The sequence below is a fragment of the Alteromonas macleodii ATCC 27126 genome (genome assembly GCF_000172635.2).
GTDB lineage: Bacteria > Pseudomonadota > Gammaproteobacteria > Enterobacterales > Alteromonadaceae > Alteromonas > Alteromonas macleodii.
Window position 1 is genome coordinate 1,194,025 of record NC_018632.1, and the last position, 18,314, is coordinate 1,212,338.

15 protein-coding genes and 1 other RNA gene are annotated in these 18,314 nt (G+C 43.3%); 12 read left to right on the forward strand and 4 right to left on the reverse strand.

Features of this window, described 5'->3' with window-relative positions; translation table 11 throughout:
- Positions 1–8: 8 nt before the first annotated feature.
- The gene (locus MASE_RS05080; RefSeq protein WP_014948680.1) at positions 9–1,769 is read right to left on the reverse strand and encodes an ABC transporter substrate-binding protein; all 1,761 of its coding nucleotides are present in this window, start codon (positions 1,767–1,769) and stop codon (positions 9–11) included.
- Positions 1,770–1,772: 3 nt separating this feature from the next.
- A complete protein-coding gene (pspF, locus tag MASE_RS05085) occupies positions 1,773–2,894 on the reverse strand; it encodes a phage shock protein operon transcriptional activator (RefSeq protein WP_014948681.1) in 1,122 nt (373 codons plus the stop codon).
- A 222-nt stretch (positions 2,895–3,116) separates the two neighbouring features.
- Here pspF and pspA point away from each other — a divergent pair, with 222 nt between their 5' ends.
- The 7 genes from pspA to maiA all read left to right on the forward strand — a co-directional run bounded on the left by pspA (position 3,117) and on the right by maiA (position 9,570).
- Positions 3,117–3,800: a phage shock protein PspA gene (pspA, locus tag MASE_RS05090; RefSeq protein ID WP_014948682.1), complete on the forward strand. Its 684-nt coding sequence runs from the start codon at positions 3,117–3,119 to the stop codon at positions 3,798–3,800.
- A 75-nt stretch (positions 3,801–3,875) separates the two neighbouring features.
- Complete coding sequence (gene pspB / locus MASE_RS05095; RefSeq protein WP_014948683.1) at positions 3,876–4,115, forward strand: envelope stress response membrane protein PspB; 240 nt, start codon at positions 3,876–3,878, stop codon at positions 4,113–4,115.
- A complete protein-coding gene (pspC, locus tag MASE_RS05100; RefSeq protein ID WP_014948684.1) occupies positions 4,112–4,558 on the forward strand; it encodes an envelope stress response membrane protein PspC in 447 nt (148 codons plus the stop codon). The genes pspB and pspC overlap by 4 nt, the downstream gene beginning before the upstream one ends.
- Before the next feature lie 203 nt (positions 4,559–4,761).
- On the forward strand, positions 4,762–5,562 hold the full coding sequence (phhA, locus tag MASE_RS05105) for a phenylalanine 4-monooxygenase (RefSeq protein ID WP_014948685.1): 801 nt from the start codon (positions 4,762–4,764) through the stop codon (positions 5,560–5,562).
- 215 nt (positions 5,563–5,777) lie between these two features.
- Positions 5,778–7,334 carry a transcriptional regulator TyrR gene (gene tyrR / locus MASE_RS05110; RefSeq protein WP_014948686.1) on the forward strand — a complete coding sequence of 519 codons (1,557 nt, stop codon included), beginning with the start codon at positions 5,778–5,780 and terminating at the stop codon, positions 7,332–7,334.
- Between the two features lie 416 nt (positions 7,335–7,750).
- Positions 7,751–8,761, forward strand: a complete 1,011-nt coding sequence (locus MASE_RS05115; protein ID WP_014948687.1) for a fumarylacetoacetate hydrolase family protein — start codon at positions 7,751–7,753, stop codon at positions 8,759–8,761.
- 155 nt (positions 8,762–8,916) lie between these two features.
- Positions 8,917–9,570 (forward strand): maleylacetoacetate isomerase, encoded by a 654-nt coding sequence (gene maiA, locus MASE_RS05120; RefSeq protein ID WP_014948688.1) that lies wholly within the window; start codon positions 8,917–8,919, stop codon positions 9,568–9,570.
- A 45-nt stretch (positions 9,571–9,615) separates the two neighbouring features.
- Here the strand turns inward: maiA and MASE_RS05125 are convergent, their stop codons facing one another.
- Positions 9,616–10,083, reverse strand: a complete 468-nt coding sequence (locus tag MASE_RS05125; protein WP_014948689.1) for an Lrp/AsnC family transcriptional regulator — start codon at positions 10,081–10,083, stop codon at positions 9,616–9,618.
- Positions 10,084–10,391: 308 nt separating this feature from the next.
- On the opposite strand from MASE_RS05125, the gene MASE_RS05130 reads away from it, so the two are divergent.
- Together MASE_RS05130 and ffs are read left to right on the forward strand one after the other, a co-directional pair.
- A complete protein-coding gene (locus MASE_RS05130; RefSeq protein ID WP_014948690.1) occupies positions 10,392–11,450 on the forward strand; it encodes a Glu/Leu/Phe/Val dehydrogenase dimerization domain-containing protein in 1,059 nt (352 codons plus the stop codon).
- Positions 11,451–11,536: 86 nt separating this feature from the next.
- Positions 11,537–11,633, forward strand: an RNA gene (gene ffs / locus MASE_RS19880) — signal recognition particle sRNA small type.
- Between the two features lie 15 nt (positions 11,634–11,648).
- On the opposite strand, the gene MASE_RS05135 is transcribed toward ffs, so the two are convergent.
- On the reverse strand, positions 11,649–11,930 hold the full coding sequence (locus tag MASE_RS05135; protein ID WP_014948691.1) for a late competence development ComFB family protein: 282 nt from the start codon (positions 11,928–11,930) through the stop codon (positions 11,649–11,651).
- A 223-nt stretch (positions 11,931–12,153) separates the two neighbouring features.
- Between MASE_RS05135 and MASE_RS05140 the strand changes: the two genes are divergently transcribed.
- From MASE_RS05140 to MASE_RS05150, 3 genes are all read left to right on the forward strand, one after another.
- Positions 12,154–13,257 carry a tryptophan 2,3-dioxygenase family protein gene (locus MASE_RS05140; protein WP_041693407.1) on the forward strand — a complete coding sequence of 368 codons (1,104 nt, stop codon included), beginning with the start codon at positions 12,154–12,156 and terminating at the stop codon, positions 13,255–13,257.
- Between the two features lie 291 nt (positions 13,258–13,548).
- Entirely contained in the window at positions 13,549–16,497 is a 2,949-nt protein-coding gene (locus tag MASE_RS05145) for a TonB-dependent receptor (RefSeq protein WP_014948693.1), read from the forward strand.
- 55 nt (positions 16,498–16,552) lie between these two features.
- A complete protein-coding gene (locus tag MASE_RS05150; RefSeq protein ID WP_187289707.1) occupies positions 16,553–18,022 on the forward strand; it encodes a tetratricopeptide repeat-containing sulfotransferase family protein in 1,470 nt (489 codons plus the stop codon).
- The last annotated feature ends 292 nt before the right edge of the window (positions 18,023–18,314 follow it).

Below are 18,314 nucleotides of genomic sequence, written 5' to 3' on the forward strand. Positions count from 1 at the left end.
GATCTGGATCACAGTGCTTTTTTTACTCCACCAAAGCGTACACCGCCAAAGGGATTAATGGTCATTCCTTCTAGTTCATTCCTGTATGCCTGATAGCGATAGGCATGTGCGATGGGAACAAGAGGAAGGCGTTCGTATAATAATCGGTTAACTTGCCGGTATATGGCTGTGCGTTCTTCAATATCATCTGTCTGAAGAGCGTCGTTGAGTAACTTATCATAGTCTTCACTGCACCACATGGCACGATTTGTACCTGAGGGTATAGCGCCACAGCTCAATAGCGGACGATAGAAGTTATCTGGGTCTCCGTTGTCGGCAGACCAACCAATTAATACCGAGTCGTGCAGGCCTTCCTGAAGATGGCGTCTGAAGGTAGTCCAATCGTAACTGACAATGGTTGCTTCTACGCCTACATCACGCAAATAACGCTGAATGAGCTCGGCCATCTTTGTTGCGTTAGGGTTGTAAGAGCGTTCAACAGGCATAGCCCATATCGTCATAGAAAAGCCGGCCTTAACTCCGGCGTCAGCTAATAATTTGCGCGCTAGAACTGGATTGTAGGCGGTATCGTCTGCGTCATTTTGAAACGCCCAGCTTGCCGCAGGCAGCAGGGTCTTAGCTCTAGTAGCACTGTCAAAATACACCGCTTCTAGCAATGTGTTCTTATCGATTGCGGCCGCTAGCGCACGTCTTACATCTGGGTTATCAAAAGGAGGGCGTTGAGTGTTAAACGCCCAAAATCCAATGTTTAGTCCTGGTTTTTCCGCTAGCGTCAGATCTTCTTTTGCCCGAATCACTTCAAGTTCAGTCTGTGCAGGAAAAGCGGTAGCGTCACATTCACCTGTCATTAATTTAGCCAGTCTCAGTGAGCTTCTTGGCGTAATGTCGAATATAAGCTGCTCTACAACAGGGCGCGTTTCGTCACCGTTTTGTGCTGTACCATCTTGAACAGTATCTTCGCCACCTTGGCCATTTTCAACTTCTTGGTTGGCACTCTCTACAGTATTGTTATCGCTTAGGATTTCATCACTCGTAGGCGCATCTTCCATTTGGTCACGCCAATAGTTGTCGTGGCGCAGGAACTTAATGAAATGATCTTTGCGATAGCTATCGAATTTAAAGGGGCCAGTACCTACTGGAAGCTCATCGATTTTGCCTGGCGTGCCGGTCTGTGCCAGCTGGTTAGCATATTCTTCTGATAAGATAACGGCGAAATCGGTTGCTAGATTTGCCAAAAATGAGCTATCCCTGCGCTTAAGCGTAATTTCAACGCGGTAGCCGTTTACGCGCTCTACCGACGCGATATTTTGTGCAAGGCCTATGCTTTCGAAGTAGGGATAGCGCCCACCAGATACGTAGTGGTATGGATGGGAGCGTAGGCGCCATCTGTCTATACTGAAGATAACATCGTCGGCGTTAAAGTTTCGTGTTGGCGTGAAGTAGCGCGTATTGTGAAACCATACATCCTTTCTCAGTTGAAAAGCGTAGGTAAGACCGTCATCACTCACTAACCAGCTACTCGCCAAACTAGGCACGATGCGGCCAGACTCAGGGTCGAAATCAAGCAATCTGTCGTAGAGTTGGTGTGAAGATGCATCTGACGTTGTACTTGATGTATCTAGCTGCGGATTGAAGGTAACTGGATTGCTTTCAGAGCAGTATATAATACCCGTATTGTAAAACGCTTGTTTGTTCTGCTTAGCACAGGATGCAACAAGAAGCGCTGTACATATACATAATGACAAACGCTTTACCAAACCATGGGACATGCTTTACGCCTCGACGCTTTCCGCGGAAGAATCTAGTAAGTTATATTTTTTGAGATAGCCTCGCAGCTGATGATACGTCAGGCTCAATTTTTCAGCAGTCTTCTTCTGATTAAACTGACTGTCAGCAAGTGCCTGTTTTATCATATCTATCTCATGTTGTTGAGAACGTTCTTTCAAATCTATGGGATATTCAACAATTTCTGGCTTTTTCACTGGTGCCAGTGGCGTAATGTCTGCACTTTCAATGCGTTCATTGATGGCAGCGGCCTCTGAAGGGGATTGAGGAACGGGTGAGTCGGACGTATTCACTCTGTCATTGGTCTTCACTCTACCTTTCGGGCGATAAGCTGACTCAAAGGGGTCAAGAACGATTTCATGGACGGGCAGATGAGGGTTATTTGTTCGATATACTGCACGTTCGACCACGTTCTTAAGTTCACGTATATTGCCTGGCCAATCGTAATCAAGAAGGGTTCGCTTCGCCTTCTCTGTAAAGCCGCTGAATAATTCCATTTCCATTTCACGGGCCATATTAATAGCAAAGTTTTCTGCCAACATCATGATATCTTCCCTACGCTCGCGTAGCGGAGGAATGGTAATTACGTCAAAGGCAAGTCGGTCGAGTAAGTCTGCACGAAATTCACCTGCATCGGCAAGCGCGGGTAAGTCTTCGTTTGTAGCTGCAATAAGGCGTACGTCAGTTTTTACTGACTTGCTTCCGCCAACGCGCTCAAATTCGCCATATTCGACAACGCGCAGTAGCTTCTCCTGAATAAGGCCAGAAGTATTAGCTAGTTCATCAAGAAATAAGGTGCCGTTGTGGGCCACTTCAAAGCGACCTTCGCGGCGTTTTGAGGCACCGGTGAACGCACCTGCTTCATAACCGAATAATTCACTCTCCAAAAGGCTTTCACTTAAGGCGGCACAATTAAGCTTGATATAGTTCTGATCCCAGCGCTTAGATAAGAAGTGAAGTCGCGCGGCAATAAGCTCTTTACCTGTGCCTCGCTCACCTATTACCAGCACAGGTTTATCTAGCGGTGCAATTTGTGAAATTTGCTCTAAAACTTCTAGAAAACTATTCGCTTGGCCAAGTAAATTGTCTTGCTGTCGATACCTACTCATTAAATCCCTCAAAAGTTAGTCATTTCGACCAATTAATAGTGTAGAACAAAACATATTGAGAAACGAGTATTATTTGAACTTATAAAAAGTGTATGAAAAATAGCAGGTTAGCACAGTTGTAAAGTTGGCAAGCATATTGAATACAACTAATACCAAGAGTAACCTATTTATCAAGTGTGGTGTTTTTTAAACACTTACCATTTTTAGCAAGAGGTAATTATTATGGGTATCTTCTCGCGTTTTACAGATATTGTGAATTCGAATATTAATGCGCTTTTAGATAAAGCGGAAGATCCTGAGAAAATGGTTAGATTAATCATTCAGGAAATGGAAGACACATTGGTTGAGGTGCGCTCAGCATCAGCAAAGACCTTAGCCAACAAAAAAGAAATTGTTAATCAAATTGCAAAGTATGAAAGCGATGCAAGTGACTGGGAAGCCAAAGCTGAGCTTGCTTTGAGCAAAGACAGAGAAGACTTGGCGCGTGCTGCGCTGCAGGAAAAGAAGAAGTCTGCAGAAGCTGCTGAAGCGTTAAGTAAAGAGCTGGCTATTGTTGATGAGCAAATCAGCAAACTTCAGGATGAAATTGGTCAGCTTCAAGAAAAGCTAGCGGATGCGAAGAGTCGCCAAAAAGCGATTATCATGCGCCAGAAAACCGCAAGCTCTCGTCTTGAAGTGAAAAAGACGCTCGATAGCACTAAAGTAGATAATGCGATGGGACGCTTTGAGCAATATGAGCGTAAAATCGATGACCTTGAGTCGCAGGTTGAAGCTTACGATCTAGGTAAGAAAACGTTACAGGATGAGTTTGCTGAACTAGAGGCCAGTGACAAAGTTGAAGACGAACTTGCTGCGCTTAAAGCGAAAGTAAAAGGTGCAAACACAAGCACCGAAAAATCAGAATAATAAGAATAGGGTGTACCCTCCGGATGTGAAATCGGAAGGAGGGTAATTACATCAGAGTTTGTAGGAGAGATTGAGATGGATGAAGGTACGATTGCAATGTTGGTGATGCCCCTTGTGGTGTTTTCAATATTCGTTGCTCCAATTTGGCTAATATTACACTATCGAAGCAAGAAGCAAGTGAATCAGGGATTGAGTGCAGAAGAGCACGCATCTTTGCAAGACTTAGCCGAGAAAGCCGAGAAAATGAGCGAACGCATTGAAACTCTAGAGGCCATTTTAGACAGCGAGGCACCTGAGTGGAGGAATAGAGCATGAGAAACGGTAAGCAGCTCTATCGCAACCCAGAAAATGCAAGAATTGCAGGCGTGTGCTCGGGTGTAGCTGAATATTTCGGCTTAGAAACTTGGTTAGTAAGGATTTTAGTTGTAACAGGTTTCTTCTTGTTAGCCGGACCTTTCATCTTTGTTGCATACATTGCAGCTTGGTTCATCCTCGATAAAAAACCTGTTGGGTTAAAAAATGCACCAACGCAACCTGTTTTCTCAAAAGGTAAGGGGTGGACAAATCCCAACGGTGGTCAGGTTAAAAGCCCAAAAGTGGAAGTGAAAACGAAAGTTTGGCAGGCGGGCGAGCCACCAAAACAAGCGTTTCACGATATTCGCAATCGTTTTGAAAAAGCAGAAGTTCGACTTCGTAAAATGGAAACTTATGTAACGTCTCGCGAATATCAACTCAATAAAGAAATTAGCCGCCTTTAATTGGCGATGGCGCACCAAGCAAACTTGAATGAAGCCGCTCGTAATGAGCGGCTTTTTGTTATATAAAACAATGCGTTTACTTGGTTTTGTAAAATTCCTGTTACAGCAAAATCGAGTCGCTCGTAAGGGCTTACACTTTTCGACGTCGCGAATTTCATTAGACTGATAGACAAGTTTTTTAACTCTTATTGGTTACAGAAGTTATGCCAAAATCAACGCAATACCAGTCGAGACAATCTGACGAGAATGGCATTATCCATTGGTCAGACGAAGAGAACCAAATTTGGTCTGAACTCTATGCGAGACAAATTCCGCTGGTGAAAGAAAGAGCGTGCCAAGAATACTTGGACGGGCTTGATTTGTTGAAGTTAAATGAAAAGGAAATTCCTCAGCTACCCGACATCAACAAAGTACTGATGGAGAAAACGGGTTGGCAAACAGCTGAAGTGCCTGCGTTAATTAATTTTGGCGAATTTTTCAGATTACTGGCGAATAAGCAATTTCCTGTTGCCACCTTTATTCGCACCAGAGAAGAATTCGATTATTTGCAGGAGCCGGATATTTTCCATGAAGTTTTCGGTCATTGTCCGCTACTAACGAATCCTGCATTTGCTCATTTTACTCACACTTACGGAAAGTTGGGTCTTGCTGCCAGCAAAGAAGACCGAGTTTATCTCGCTCGTCTTTATTGGTTCACCGTAGAGTTTGGATTGGTTAGAGCCAAAGATGAATTGAAGATATACGGTGGAGGCATCTTATCTTCTCCTGGCGAGACAATATACGCGTTAGACAGCGACACACCTCTGCGTAACCCGCTCACTGCTATTGATGCATTAAGAACACCTTATCGTATCGATATTATGCAGCCTCTTTATTATATTTTACCGGAATTCGACCATCTGTTTGAATTAGCGGAAATGGATATTATGGCACTCGTAGAAGAAGCGAAGTCTTTAGGGTTATTTTCCCCACTTTTCCCACCTAAAGAGAAAAAAGCCAGTTAACACTATTGTTAATTAAATGTGTTTTATATAGGATGCCGCTCACTGAAGCGGCATCTTTTTTATTTGGTATGCACGGCCTTTTAATCATGCTCTCTGCGTGTTCTTAAATGTGTGATTCATCGCAAATTTAACCATCTGTAACATTTATCTTGTTATCTTTTTGTAAAAGTATGATATTCTGTACATATATGTTTACAAAATAGCTATAACACCCTATGCGTCTAGAAATAAGCTGTCAGGACCGTCTTGGTATCACTCAAGATGTTTTAGATATTCTCGTTACTAAAGAAATAGATTTACGCGGTATTGAAATTGACCCTGCGGGGAAAATTTTCCTTAATTTTCCCAATATCGAATTTGCAGATTTTCAACACCTCATGCCTCAAATTCGCCGCATCGATGGTATCGACGATGTGAAGACGACGCTTTTCATGCCAGGAGAGCGTGAAAAAAATCAGCTTTCCGCTATTTTAAGAACGTTGCCCGACCCTGTGTTTTCTATCGATGCCAAAGGCAATATCTTGCTATGCAATGAAGCGGTATGCGCGGGGCTAGAAATTCCGAGTAGCGAAATAGAAGGCATTGAAATTGGCGAAGTTGTGAAAGGCTTTAACTTTACTAAATGGATGGACGGTAAATCGCCTGGCCCTCAGTCTTCGAAAGTGAAGTTTATTCAACAGGATTATCTAGCCGATATGCTGCCTATTACCGTACCTGACGGCGAGCAGAATATGATCATGGCAGGTGCTGTGGTGATATTAAAATCAGAGATGCGACTAGGGCAACAATTTACCGCGTTCCATCAGTCTCCCACTGATAGCTTTGACCGCTTTGTCACTCAATCTCCGTTTATGAAGCGAGTCGTTCATGAAGCCAAGCGAATAGCTGATTTGGATGCACCTATTTTAATTTTTGGTGAAACAGGCACAGGCAAGGAAATGATTGCCAGAGCCTGTCACCAGTCTAGCCGTCGCAGTGAAGGAGCATTTTTAGCTTTAAACTGCGCGTCTTTACCAGACAGCGTGGCAGAAACCGAATTATTCGGTTACGCAGCGGGCGCATTCAATCAGCCTAATGCAAAAGTGGGGCTATTAGAGCAAGCAAAAGGCGGTACGCTTCTTCTCGATGAAATTGCTGATATGTCTTCTCAGCTTCAAGCTAAACTGCTCCGCGTTCTGGAAGACGGCGAATTTAGAAGAGTAGGGGATTCTGAGCCAGTTAAGGTAGACGTGCGATTTATTTGCACCACCTGTCGTGACTTAGGTCAGCTTGTAGAAGAAGGACGATTTAGAAAAGAATTGTACTACCGCTTAAACGTACTAAGTTTGGTTATGCCTTCTTTAAAAGACAGAAGGCAGGATATCGTTCCTCTTGCCGAGTCTTTCATCGTTCAACACAGTACCAAGTTAGGTCGTCGTCCTGCGAAACTCAGTAAATCCTGTGTTGATTTTCTGCAGCAGTACCCGTGGCCGGGTAATGTGAGACAGCTACAGAATGCGTTGTATCGCGCGTTATCACTCCTTGACGGTAAGGAGATTACCAAGGAAGACATTCAGCTTCCAAGTTGTGCGCCAAGCGTCACTTATATTGACGAAAACTTTGACGGCACATTAGACGAAGAAGTGAAGAAGTTTGAAAAGGACTTGCTCAAGCGGTTATATCCTTCCTACCCAAGTACCCGTCAATTGGCTAAAAAACTGGGGTTAAGTCATACGGCAATTGCAAATAAGTTACGTGAGTACGGCATTAACAAGGCAACGGTAAAGCTTTAATTATATGGGAGCATTGACCTTTGCCATAGGGTGAAGGTCAATGTGACCAAGTATATTTGGCTTCGTTTAGCAAAGTAAAAGTGGCAAATGGTCTACGCCAATTTTTATATTGATAATGCGTTTTTGTGCCTCATAGCAATATCAATTCATCTGTTACGATAAATTTACATCGCCCACGGAGCAAGCGGGCAGCGCTATACCTGCTCAACAGAGGCTTACTAGCGTACATCCTTTCTTACAGCCAAATAAAACTTCGTCAACAGATCACTTCTCAACGCACACCAACTAGTGGCATAACTATAATCATGGAATTGTGTGTGATGCTGCCGCGTAAAAAGATATAGGTCTTTTATTCAGAACGTATTAATAAAAGACAAGAGCGCCAAGCTGATGAATAATTTTTCGAGGAAAGAACAATGAAACTAGCAACCTATAAGAATGAAACCCGAGATGGCTGCCTAATGGTAGTGTCGAAGGACCTTTCTCGAGCATGCAGTGCACAGGACATTGCGAAAACGATGCAAGACGCACTGGATAATTGGAAAGAGATTGCCCCTCAGCTACAGATGAAATACCAAGCGCTAAATGACAATGCGTGTGACAGCGTGCCGTTTGACGCATCTCGCTGTGAGTCGCCTCTTCCTAGAGCTTACCAATGGGCTGATGGAAGTGCTTACGTGAACCATGTGGAATTGGTGCGAAAGGCGCGTAATGCAGAAATGCCGGAAAGCTTTTGGACTGACCCATTGATGTATCAAGGTGGTTCCGATGACTTTATTGGACCCGAGGATGACATCATACTTCCAAGTGATGATTGGGGAATCGATTTTGAAGGTGAAGTCGCTGTTGTTACCGATGACGTTCCTATGGCGTGTACGCCTGAACAAGCTTCAGAGCGCATTCGACTTATTATGTTAGTTAACGACGTGTCACTTAGAGGGTTAATCCCAGGCGAACTGGCGAAGGGGTTTGGCTTCTTCCAATCAAAACCTGCGTCTAGCTTTTCTCCGGTTGCTGTAACACCAGATGAATTAGGTGATGCGTGGAAAGATAGCAAAGTGCACTTGCCTTTGCGTTCAACCTACAATGGTGAACTATTCGGTAAGCCTGAAGCGGGTCAGGACATGACGTTTGATTTTGGTCAGCTAGTCGCGCATGCCGCCAAGAGCAGAAACCTAGGTGCAGGTGCTATCATCGGCTCGGGTACAGTGTCTAATAAACAGGGTACAGATCATGGCTCTGCCATCGCTGAAGGCGGTGTGGGTTATTCATGTATTGCAGAAGTGCGCATGATTGAGACTATTCGAGACGGCAAACCTTCTACTCCTTTCATGCAGTTTGGCGATCGTATACGCATAGAAATGCTAGATAAAGAAGGTCACTCTGTTTTTGGCGCCATTGAACAGCAAGTTAAACCGCTTAGCTAAAACTTTAAAATGAAAAGTAGTGTGGGCTAATAACGCGGTTTACTCAGTAGGCACGTTGTTGTTTTCCCCACTATAATTATAAGAGGGTGTAGAGCGTTTAGATTCATCAAAGCCCTGCACTCCTACCAAAAACGTTTAATAGGTGTGGTAGTACCATGAGTATAAAACTTTACGGCTATTGGCGTTCGACCGCCTCTTACCGCGTGCGGATTGCGCTGAATTTGAAAGGGGTTGAGTACGAGTATGTACCTGTACATCTTGTAAACAACGGTGGCGAGCAGCATAGTAGCGAATATACGCGTCTCAATCCCGCGCAGCTTGTCCCTACTTTGGTTGACGAAGACGAAGATATTATTTTGAATCAATCGCTATCAATCATCGAATATCTTGATGAACGGTATGAAGGCGAACACCAGCTGGTTCCTGAACATCGAACAGAGAGAGCCAGAGTCAGAGCGCTAGCACAAGATATCGCGTGTGATATTCAGCCTTTGGGTAATCTACGTGTACTGAATGCGCTAAAAGGGAATTTTGAGGCGTCACAAGATGATGTGGCGAAGTGGGCATCCCACTGGATAACGCTGGGGTTCGACGGCATTGAAAAGCGTCTTCAGACCCAAGCTGGAAAGTTCTGCTTTGATTTCGATGTTACGCTGGCTGATATTTGCTTAGTACCCCAAGTGTATAATGCGCAACGTTTTAACGTTGATATGAGTCGCTACCCTTTAATTAGTAAGATAGCGAAGAACTGTAACGAGTTAGATGCTTTTGAGCGGGCTAAGCCCGAAAATCAAATAGACGCCACTTAGACTGACGGGGGAGAGTAGAAATGTACTCTGACCCCATTTTTTGAGTTATTGGCGTTTAATCGGTAGCTCGGTGGTGTTTTTCACCTGCTTTAAGGCGAAGGTTGAGCTTAAATGATCGACAAGAGGCAGGTGAGTTAATTTCGTTTTAAGTAAGAATTCGTACTCTTCAATACTTTCCACTATCACTTTTAGTAAGTAATCTTTTTCACCGCTGGTGGTATGACACTCCACGATTTCATCGATGTTTTGTACGGCATTTTCAAAATCGGTTAGCGAGTCACCGTCATGGTTTTTCAACGTGACATAGATAAAGACCGACACACCTAAATTCAGTTTTTTGCTGTTTAGCAATGTGACTTTACCAAGAATGATGCCGTCGGCTTCCATTCGTTTGACACGTCTCCAGCACGGAGTATGCGACAATCCTACACGCTGGCTTAAATCTGCCATCGACACCGTGGCGTCTTGCTGAAGTACGCGCAAAATCTCACGGTCAAATTTATCCAATTTCATTAACACTGTTTCCGTCGTTTTTATGATGTTTATTATATATCAAAAAAAATTCTAGGATAGCTGTCCTAGAAAAATTGTAATCAATTCTATTGCGTTTCAGTTTGTAAATTTCATTAACAAACTTTGCAAGGCCTGTCCTCAAAACAATCGGATACACTTGGCAAAATGTTGCTGATCTTTGCGAGGCCGATAAGTGTACCGCAAATCATCTTCAGACTCTCACATCATCCCAAATGAGCGGCGTTTCGTTTTCGTGACAGCTAGACCTTGGGTAGGCTTTAATTCATCACAGTATTAATAGGGAAAATATGTCAGTTTTTGATCACCCGGAGTTCAATAATCACGAACACGTTGCGTTTTATCATGACGAGAAGGCGGGCTTGAGCGCCATTATTGCTGTACACAATACCAATCTGGGGCCAGCACTTGGCGGTTGTCGCATGTGGCCCTACGTAAATAGTGGTGAGGCATTGACCGATGTGTTGAGACTGTCAAAGGGGATGACGTATAAAGCAGCCATGGCTAACTTGGAGCTTGGCGGCGGTAAATCTGTGATCATCGGCGACCCTCGTAAGGCTAAATCGCCAGAAATGATGAAGGCAATGGGCAAGTTTGTTGAATCATTGGGCGGCAAGTATTTCACTGCTGAAGACTCTGGTATTTCAGTAACGGACTTGCAAACCATGGCAACCGAGTCGGATTACATCGCTGGTGTTAATGCTAAATACCACTATGCGGGCGAAGTACCTGACGGAAACCCGGCTCCGTCTACAGCGTACGGTGTGTTTGTGGGTTTAAAGGCGACGGTAGAGTACGGCTTGAAGCGCAGCCTTGATGGCGTCAGTGTTGCTATACAAGGTATGGGGCACGTTGGCTACCGTCTTGCAAAGCACTTGCATGAGCACGGTGCCAAGCTTTATGTTGCGGACATCTATCCTGAAGGTGTTGAAAAAGCAGTATCTGAATTTGGTGCGACAGCTGTAGCGCCGGAAGAAATACTGAGCCTAGATGTGGATGTGTTAGCACCATGTGCGTTGGGTGCAGCCATTAACGATTTGTCATTGCCTGAAATCAAAGCCAAAGTAATTGCAGGCGCTGCAAATAACCAGCTTGCACGTGAAGATATTGGTGAATTGCTTCAACAGCGCGGCATTCTGTATGCGCCAGATTACGTGATCAACGCGGGTGGCGTTATCGACATCTTCCATCAGCGTATGGAATCGAGTTCTAATGAAGCGCTTCGCGCACATATTGAGCAAATCGGCGAAACGCTAAAAGAAATTTATACCCGTGCAGAGCAAGAAGGGGCGGCGACAAACCGCGTTGCCAACCTTATTGCCGAAGAGAGATTTTCTTTAAAGGGTTGAAAACTCTCAACCAAATAGTCATAATGCGCCCCGCACTCAGGCAGGGGCGAATGACTTTGCTTTGAATGCGATTTTCTATGGTGGGCTTTTGGTCCTCCCGCAATGATACTCTGTGAACCCGGTCAGGCCTGGAAGGGAGCAGCCGCAGCAGACGACTCATGTGCCGGGATGTGGCTGGAGGCCCGCCACCCAAATTCCTTATTCGTCTTCTTTTTTAGTCTTTTCTATTTCATCTAAGTACTTGAGTGCTTTACTAATAGCATGCTCAACATTCATTTCCATTTGATTTCGTTCGCTCTGAGGCAGGTAAAACGCCATGTCTACTTCGTAGCGGATATAACGTGGTGGAACCTGATTTAAGGCAAGACAGCATAAGTCTGCTAAGTAATCAGGACTTTTCGTGGTATCGAGCCCCAGCTTACTGATTCTTTCTAAAACCAGGTGTTCATAATAGTTATGGATGTCGTCATCTAGTTTCATGTTCATTCCCCTTATAATTGTTGTTGTTAGCGCCCTGCGTAAAAGTGCTGTGGTATGCAAATATGCTGTGCGGAAAATACAGCGCTTGTCCAATTAATTGGACACATTTTTATACAAGCTATATGGCACAACACGAACCTTGGCTATATATCCTTATAATGTATAGCTTGTATTCTGTGGATGTCGAGTCGACGGTGATAGAATTACGAAGTTAAACAAAGCAATAAGGCAAGAACGACATGAAAAAAATATAGAGCCCTGCTACTACGGCGATTACCTACAGCTTGATAAGATTTTGGGGGCGCAGGACTTACAGAGTGAGAAGTACGGTGACGCGGCGCACGAAGAAATGCTGTTCATTATTGTTCACCAAGTTTATGAGCTTTGGTTTAAGCAGGTTCTTCATGAATTAAATGCAGTAATTGATACGTTTAATCAAGAAACAGTTAAAGATCAGCAGCTAACACTAGTGGTGCATCGCTTACAGCGAGTCATACAAATTCAAAAGTTAATGAACGATCAAATTGCTATCATGGAAACCATGACGCCACAGCAGTTTTTGTCGTTTAGGGACTACCTGGTGCCCGCGTCGGGCTTCCAAAGTATACAGTTCAAGCGTTTAGAAATATCACTGGGCCTAAAGCGTGATTTCAGAATCGACTTTGATAAGCAAAGCTTCTACAACCGTCTGACTGATAAAGATAGAGCGTTATTGGAAACCCTTGAAAGCAAACCCAGTTTGTTTGAGCTGGTCGACAAATGGCTTTCAAGAATGCCGCTTCTAAAAACTGAAGGTTTCGATTTTTGGCAATATTATAAAGATGCGGCAGACGAAATGTTGAAAGACGATCATCATACAATTTCAACCAGTGACATGCTATCTGATACAGAGCGGCGACAAGAGCTAAAAGACTTACAAGCAACGATGGAGAACTTTGATGCGTTGTTTGATGATACGCAGTTTGAAAAGTTAAGAGGCGAGGGCAAGTTCCGCTTAAGTCATAAAGCATTGCTTTCTGCATTATTCATAAAGCAGTATTCTGAAGAGCCTATCTTTAATCTGCCGTTCCAGCTTATTACCGCACTCACAGAGATAGACGAGCAACTCACTATATGGCGCTATCGTCACGCAATGATGGTTCAGCGCATGCTGGGCACTAAAATTGGCACTGGTGGATCGTCAGGACATCATTACCTCAAGAAAACCACTGAGTCTAATCGTATCTATTTAGACTTTTTTAACATGGCAACCTTCTTACTTCCCAAAAGTGCATTGCCAGAATTGCCTGAAACTGTAAGAAGACGACTGGGGTTTTATCTCCAATAGTTTGAAAAGTAAGCTTTTATGCGTTTTTTCTTACTGTTATTCGTCGCATTTTTCTCTGCATGAAATTTAAACGTAAACAACAAAATCAGTAAGTTAGCTGCACTTTTATGGTGCAGCTAACCGCATCCTATCGAAGAGCCCTTGATTTTCATCCTGTCAATATGTCAATTATACAAAAGGATAATTTTAAAAAATCCTAATAAAAACATTAGTTTAATTCTGTTTTAAGGTGTTTTTAAAAAACCTAAACAGAGAAAAACTTTAATAAGAAATGAAAACCAGGGAAAAACAATGACGTTTAATAAAACGCTTACGGCGGTGGCTGTTGCCGCGTCGATGGGCCTCTCTGCGCCTGTATTCGCGCAAGAGTCCAAAGGTACAATTACTGGCACATCAGTATCAGCTAGTACAGAACAAGCTCTTGCAGGAGTAGAAGTTACTATTGTAAATCTGGAAACAGGGTTAACCAGAACTATTGTTACAGACAGTGACGGTAGATATACCTTTCCTCTTCTTCCACCTGGCAATTATAGCTTAACCGCTAAAAAAGATGGCTTCTCTGTTGCGCAAGAAAAACAATTCAGTGTAAGGCCTTCAGGTAAAACAAATTTGGATGTCGCTCTCGAAGCGGGTGATATCGAAAGAATCTCTGTGCGTGGAACTTCAATTTCCAATATCGATGTGACTTCGAGTGAGTCACAGCTATATGTTGACCAAGAGTTTATATCTAAAGTTCCAGTACCTCGCGATATTTCTTCAGTAGCGCTACTTGCTCCGGGTACCGTTTCTGGTGATTCCGACTTCGGTAACTATGCTTCGTTTGGCGGTTCTTCAGTTGGCGAAAACGTTTACTATGTGAACGGTATTAACGTTACAAACTTCCGTAACGGATTGGGGGGCTCAGAGCTTCCATTTGAAATGTACGAATCTTTCGAAGTAAAAACAGGTGGTTACTCAGCCGAGTTCGGGCGTTCAACAGGTGGTGTTATTAACGCACGGACCAAGAGCGGTAGCAATGAATTCAAATGGGGAGCCAGCGCATATTACGAGCCAGCAGCCCTTAGAGCTCACCAGCCCGACGTATTCTACAGAACTCAAGAAGATGCAGAAGAGGCTGGAACAGCCTATTACGTTGTTAACAAAGAAGACGAAACAGGTGAGACAAACGTCAACCTGTGGGCTTCTGGCGCGCTTATTGAAGACAAACTCTTTTTCTTCGGCTTAGTAAATCAAAAAGTACGTCAGCGTGATTACGCAGAGACTACAACGATCTACGACCGCGAAGGTAACGACACGTTACTCAGTGCAAAGCTTGATTGGTACATTACGCCCGAGCACATACTAGAATTTACGGCATGGGATAATACTGAAGAGCTAGAATCTGAAAAGTTCCTATATAGCCCAGATAGCGACAATGTGGGATCGTCGTTAGGTGAATATACGCTGGAGCGTGGCGGCACGACTTGGGGAGCTCAATATACAGGCATCATTACCGATGATCTTACCGTGAGTGCCAAATACTCGGTTAACAAAACGAGCTACAGCAATCTGAATAATGGCGCCAATCCGCTAGGTGATGCTCCGGTTATTTACGACAGATTTACCAACATAGAGTATGGCGCCTACGGCTTAACGACGCCTTCAGTTCAAGAAGATAAACGTACGGCTATTCGTTTTGACGTAGAGTGGTACGTTAATGCAGACCATGTCCTCAAAATTGGTATCGATAATGAGGACCTTGAGGCTTATGAAAATACTTCTCGCGCAGGTGGCGTTGCATACCGATATGAAAACTGTGGCGATAATCTAGATGAGCCGAGTAATGCAGACTGCCAAGTTCGCCAAGAGTTTTATGTAAACCAGGGCGACTTTGAGACCAAGAGCTTCGCTTATTATGTTGAAGATACTTGGACAGTGACAGACAACATTACTGCAAGAATTGGTCTTCGTAATGAAACCTTCGAAAACTTTAACAAAGCCGGTGAAAAATTTGTTGATGTAAGCGATCAGTGGGCACCACGTTTGGGCTTGAGCTGGGATGTAAAAGGTGACGGTGAGAGTAAAGTATTTGCAAACTACGGCCGCTACTATCTTCCAGTTGCGACGAATACAAATATTCGTCTTGCGGGTGATGAACTCTATACACGCCAGTATTTTGATGTTGAGTCAATAAATGATGATTTCACGCCTGTATTGGGCGAGGCTACTGGCAGTTTGACGGTATACAGTGACGGTACGCTTAAAGGAACGACAGAAACAGTCAATGCCGACCTCGACCCTATGTATCAAGATGAATATATTCTGGGTTATGAGCAAGTCATTAACGAATCTTGGAGCTTCGGTATTAAAGGGACTTACCGCGACCTGAAAAGCTCTCTGGAAGATATTGCTATCGATGCAGGCTTCGACGACTACATTCAACAAGAGTTTGGTTCATCGTGTACACTATGTTCTGGCTTCCATTATTATGTTTTAACAAACCCAGGCAACGATGTAACAATTACCACAGATCCAGATGGAGATGGTGATGTACCATACGGAACATACACTATTCCTGCTGATATGTTGGGTTACCCTGAAGCTGAACGTCAGTATGCCGCGGTTGATTTGACTGTTGACCGAGCGTGGGATGATATTTGGATGATGAGCTTCACCTATACGTGGAGCCATAGTTGGGGTAACACTGAAGGTGCTGTTCGTTCTGATAATGACCAAACAGATTCTGGTTTAACAACAAACTTTGACCAACCAGGCCTTCTTGATGGCGCATATGGTAATTTACCGAATGACCGCCGTCATGCTGTTAAACTAACAGGTGCTTACCAGCTCTTTGAGAACTTTACACTGGGAGCAAACTTCCGTTGGACATCAGGTAGACCACTTAACTCTTTTGGTTATCACCCAACAGATCTTTTCGCAAGCTACTATGATGCGGAGTCATTTGTAAAAGATGGTGAGTTAGTTTCTCGTGGCTCTGAAGGTCGTACGCCTAGTACTTGGACTTTGGATTTGAGTGCGAAATACCTTATTGAGCTAGAGCAAGCGGACGTAGCACTTCGTGCTGACATCTTTAACTTATTCAACAATGATGATGCTACTCAGCTTAACGAAATAAACGAGCGTTATGCTGGACAAAGTGATGAAGGTATATTCCTTGGAGAATACAACCCAAGTTACGGGTTGCCTACATCTTTCCAAACGCCACGTTACGTGCGCTTCAGTGTAGAAGTAAATTTCTAAACAAGGTCGAAAGCCCAGCATAGTGCTGGGCTTCTTTTTTACTATGAATCATCTATTGCAAAAGTTAGTTTCAGCCTCAAAATCAGTCAATAAGTCACAGGTTGAGGCGATAGTTAGCGACTTAATCAACTTACAAGCACCTTTACAAGAAAGATGGGTTGGAGTAGGGCAAATAGCAAAATCGTTTGGCAGTTATAGACTAGCTAAGCGCTGTATCGAAAAAGCGCTTGAACAAAGCCAAAGTGATCAAATGGTCGCGCAAGCCTTGGGAATGCTCTCTGATTTAGGAAAAACCGAGTTGGCATACGAATACCTGCAGTCTATCGGCAACAGAGTGTCGTCGTCTGTAGTGCTATTACACTTAAAAGGAGTACTCGCTTATCAACTGGGTTACTTCACTCAAGCAAAGCAGTCGCTTAGAGAAGTCTTAATAAAAGTCCCAACGTCAGGGGAAACACTCCACTTATTATCAACGATGTCTGATACAGAGGAAGCAAAAGAGCTACAGAAGGAACTAGATACCTTATTATCTAGCATGGACAAGGCCCCTTTATCAGTGTCCAAAGCATGCTTTTACAACGCCTTAGGGAATACCTACCTAAAAACCTCCGAAGTGGTTACCGCTTACCAATATTTTGAAAAGTGCGCAGAAACCATGCGAGCGATCTCACCAAAGGATAAGTCATTTGATTACTCATTAATTGAGGATTGGAGAAACGAGAACGTTGAGTGCGCAGAGGTTAAACCTTCTAACTTCACAGACGAAAGTGTTTCAACGAAAAGCTCTCCAATTTTTATTTTGGGAATTCCTCGAACTGGAACAACGCTTGTAGAACAAGTCATCATTCAAAATACAGAAGCGCAGAGTGTGGGGGAAATAGATGCCTTTCCGATGGCAGTAGATAACGTATTAAAAACTAAAAATGCTCTAGAGCGCCTAAAAACACTCGCTCTTTTAGATGAAGAAAAATGCAGTATGATAGCTGACGAGTATTTTAAGATTTGTAGCGAATATGGGGTATCAAATGCCCTGATCGTTGACAAAAGCTTAAGTAACTTGCGATATGCTTATGCAATCAAGCACGTTTTTAATAAAGCAATCTTTGTTGTCACCAAAAGAAATGAAATTGATAACGCATGGTCAATATTCAAGACGCAATTTAGTAATAGTTTACATTGGTCTTGGGATATTAGAAAAATAAAAAGTTTTATTGATAATGAGTCTAGATTAGCGAAAATTTTGGCTAATTCTAAAGAGGTAGCACCAATAGTAATACAGCTAGAAACCTTGCAAGACCAGCCACAGGAAAAAATAAAACAAGTAATTAATAGGGTTTACCAAAAGCAAGGCGCTACTCGTGAGACTGAGTTGCTATCTTTACCTCCATATGAAGCAGGAAAAGTAGATACAACAGCAGTAAGAACTGCAAGTATGTATCAGGCTCGACAGCCGATAAGCAGCGACCATGCACACTCTAAAAATATCCCCCCCAAGTTCGAAAAAACATATTCAGAAATTCATTAGTAGAGTATTTGAACTGTAAGCGGCCGTCATCGATTTTGCTGTTCGCCGCATAGATGAGTTCATTAAACTTTAGTCTTGGTTTGAAGTGTATGAAAAGTGAGCTAAAAAAGCTTGGTATTGTAAAGTATATGTAAAATGTAAGTTAATATTTACAGATTAGAGTTAAAAGACAAAAAAAAATTGAACTTTTGTGAAACACCCGTCTGATCCCAGTTGACCCTTCGCACAGGATGTGGTTATTATCAAAGTGAGGCTTTGACCTTACTAATAATAATTCGTTATATAAACGATT

Excerpts from the sequence above, each read along its gene's own strand:
- MASE_RS05080 (WP_014948680.1), bottom strand. The coding sequence starts at position 1,769 with ATGTCCCATGGTTTGGTAAAGCGTTTGTCATTATGTATATGTACAGCG.
- pspF (WP_014948681.1), bottom strand. The coding sequence starts at position 2,894 with ATGAGTAGGTATCGACAGCAAGACAATTTACTTGGCCAAGCGAATAGT.
- pspA (WP_014948682.1), top strand. The coding sequence starts at position 3,117 with ATGGGTATCTTCTCGCGTTTTACAGATATTGTGAATTCGAATATTAAT.
- pspB (WP_014948683.1), top strand. The coding sequence starts at position 3,876 with ATGGATGAAGGTACGATTGCAATGTTGGTGATGCCCCTTGTGGTGTTT.
- pspC (WP_014948684.1), top strand. The coding sequence starts at position 4,112 with ATGAGAAACGGTAAGCAGCTCTATCGCAACCCAGAAAATGCAAGAATT.
- phhA (WP_014948685.1), top strand. The coding sequence starts at position 4,762 with ATGCCAAAATCAACGCAATACCAGTCGAGACAATCTGACGAGAATGGC.
- tyrR (WP_014948686.1), top strand. The coding sequence starts at position 5,778 with ATGCGTCTAGAAATAAGCTGTCAGGACCGTCTTGGTATCACTCAAGAT.
- MASE_RS05115 (WP_014948687.1), top strand. The coding sequence starts at position 7,751 with ATGAAACTAGCAACCTATAAGAATGAAACCCGAGATGGCTGCCTAATG.
- maiA (WP_014948688.1), top strand. The coding sequence starts at position 8,917 with ATGAGTATAAAACTTTACGGCTATTGGCGTTCGACCGCCTCTTACCGC.
- MASE_RS05125 (WP_014948689.1), bottom strand. The coding sequence starts at position 10,083 with ATGAAATTGGATAAATTTGACCGTGAGATTTTGCGCGTACTTCAGCAA.
- MASE_RS05130 (WP_014948690.1), top strand. The coding sequence starts at position 10,392 with ATGTCAGTTTTTGATCACCCGGAGTTCAATAATCACGAACACGTTGCG.
- MASE_RS05135 (WP_014948691.1), bottom strand. The coding sequence starts at position 11,930 with ATGAAACTAGATGACGACATCCATAACTATTATGAACACCTGGTTTTA.
- MASE_RS05145 (WP_014948693.1), top strand. The coding sequence starts at position 13,549 with ATGACGTTTAATAAAACGCTTACGGCGGTGGCTGTTGCCGCGTCGATG.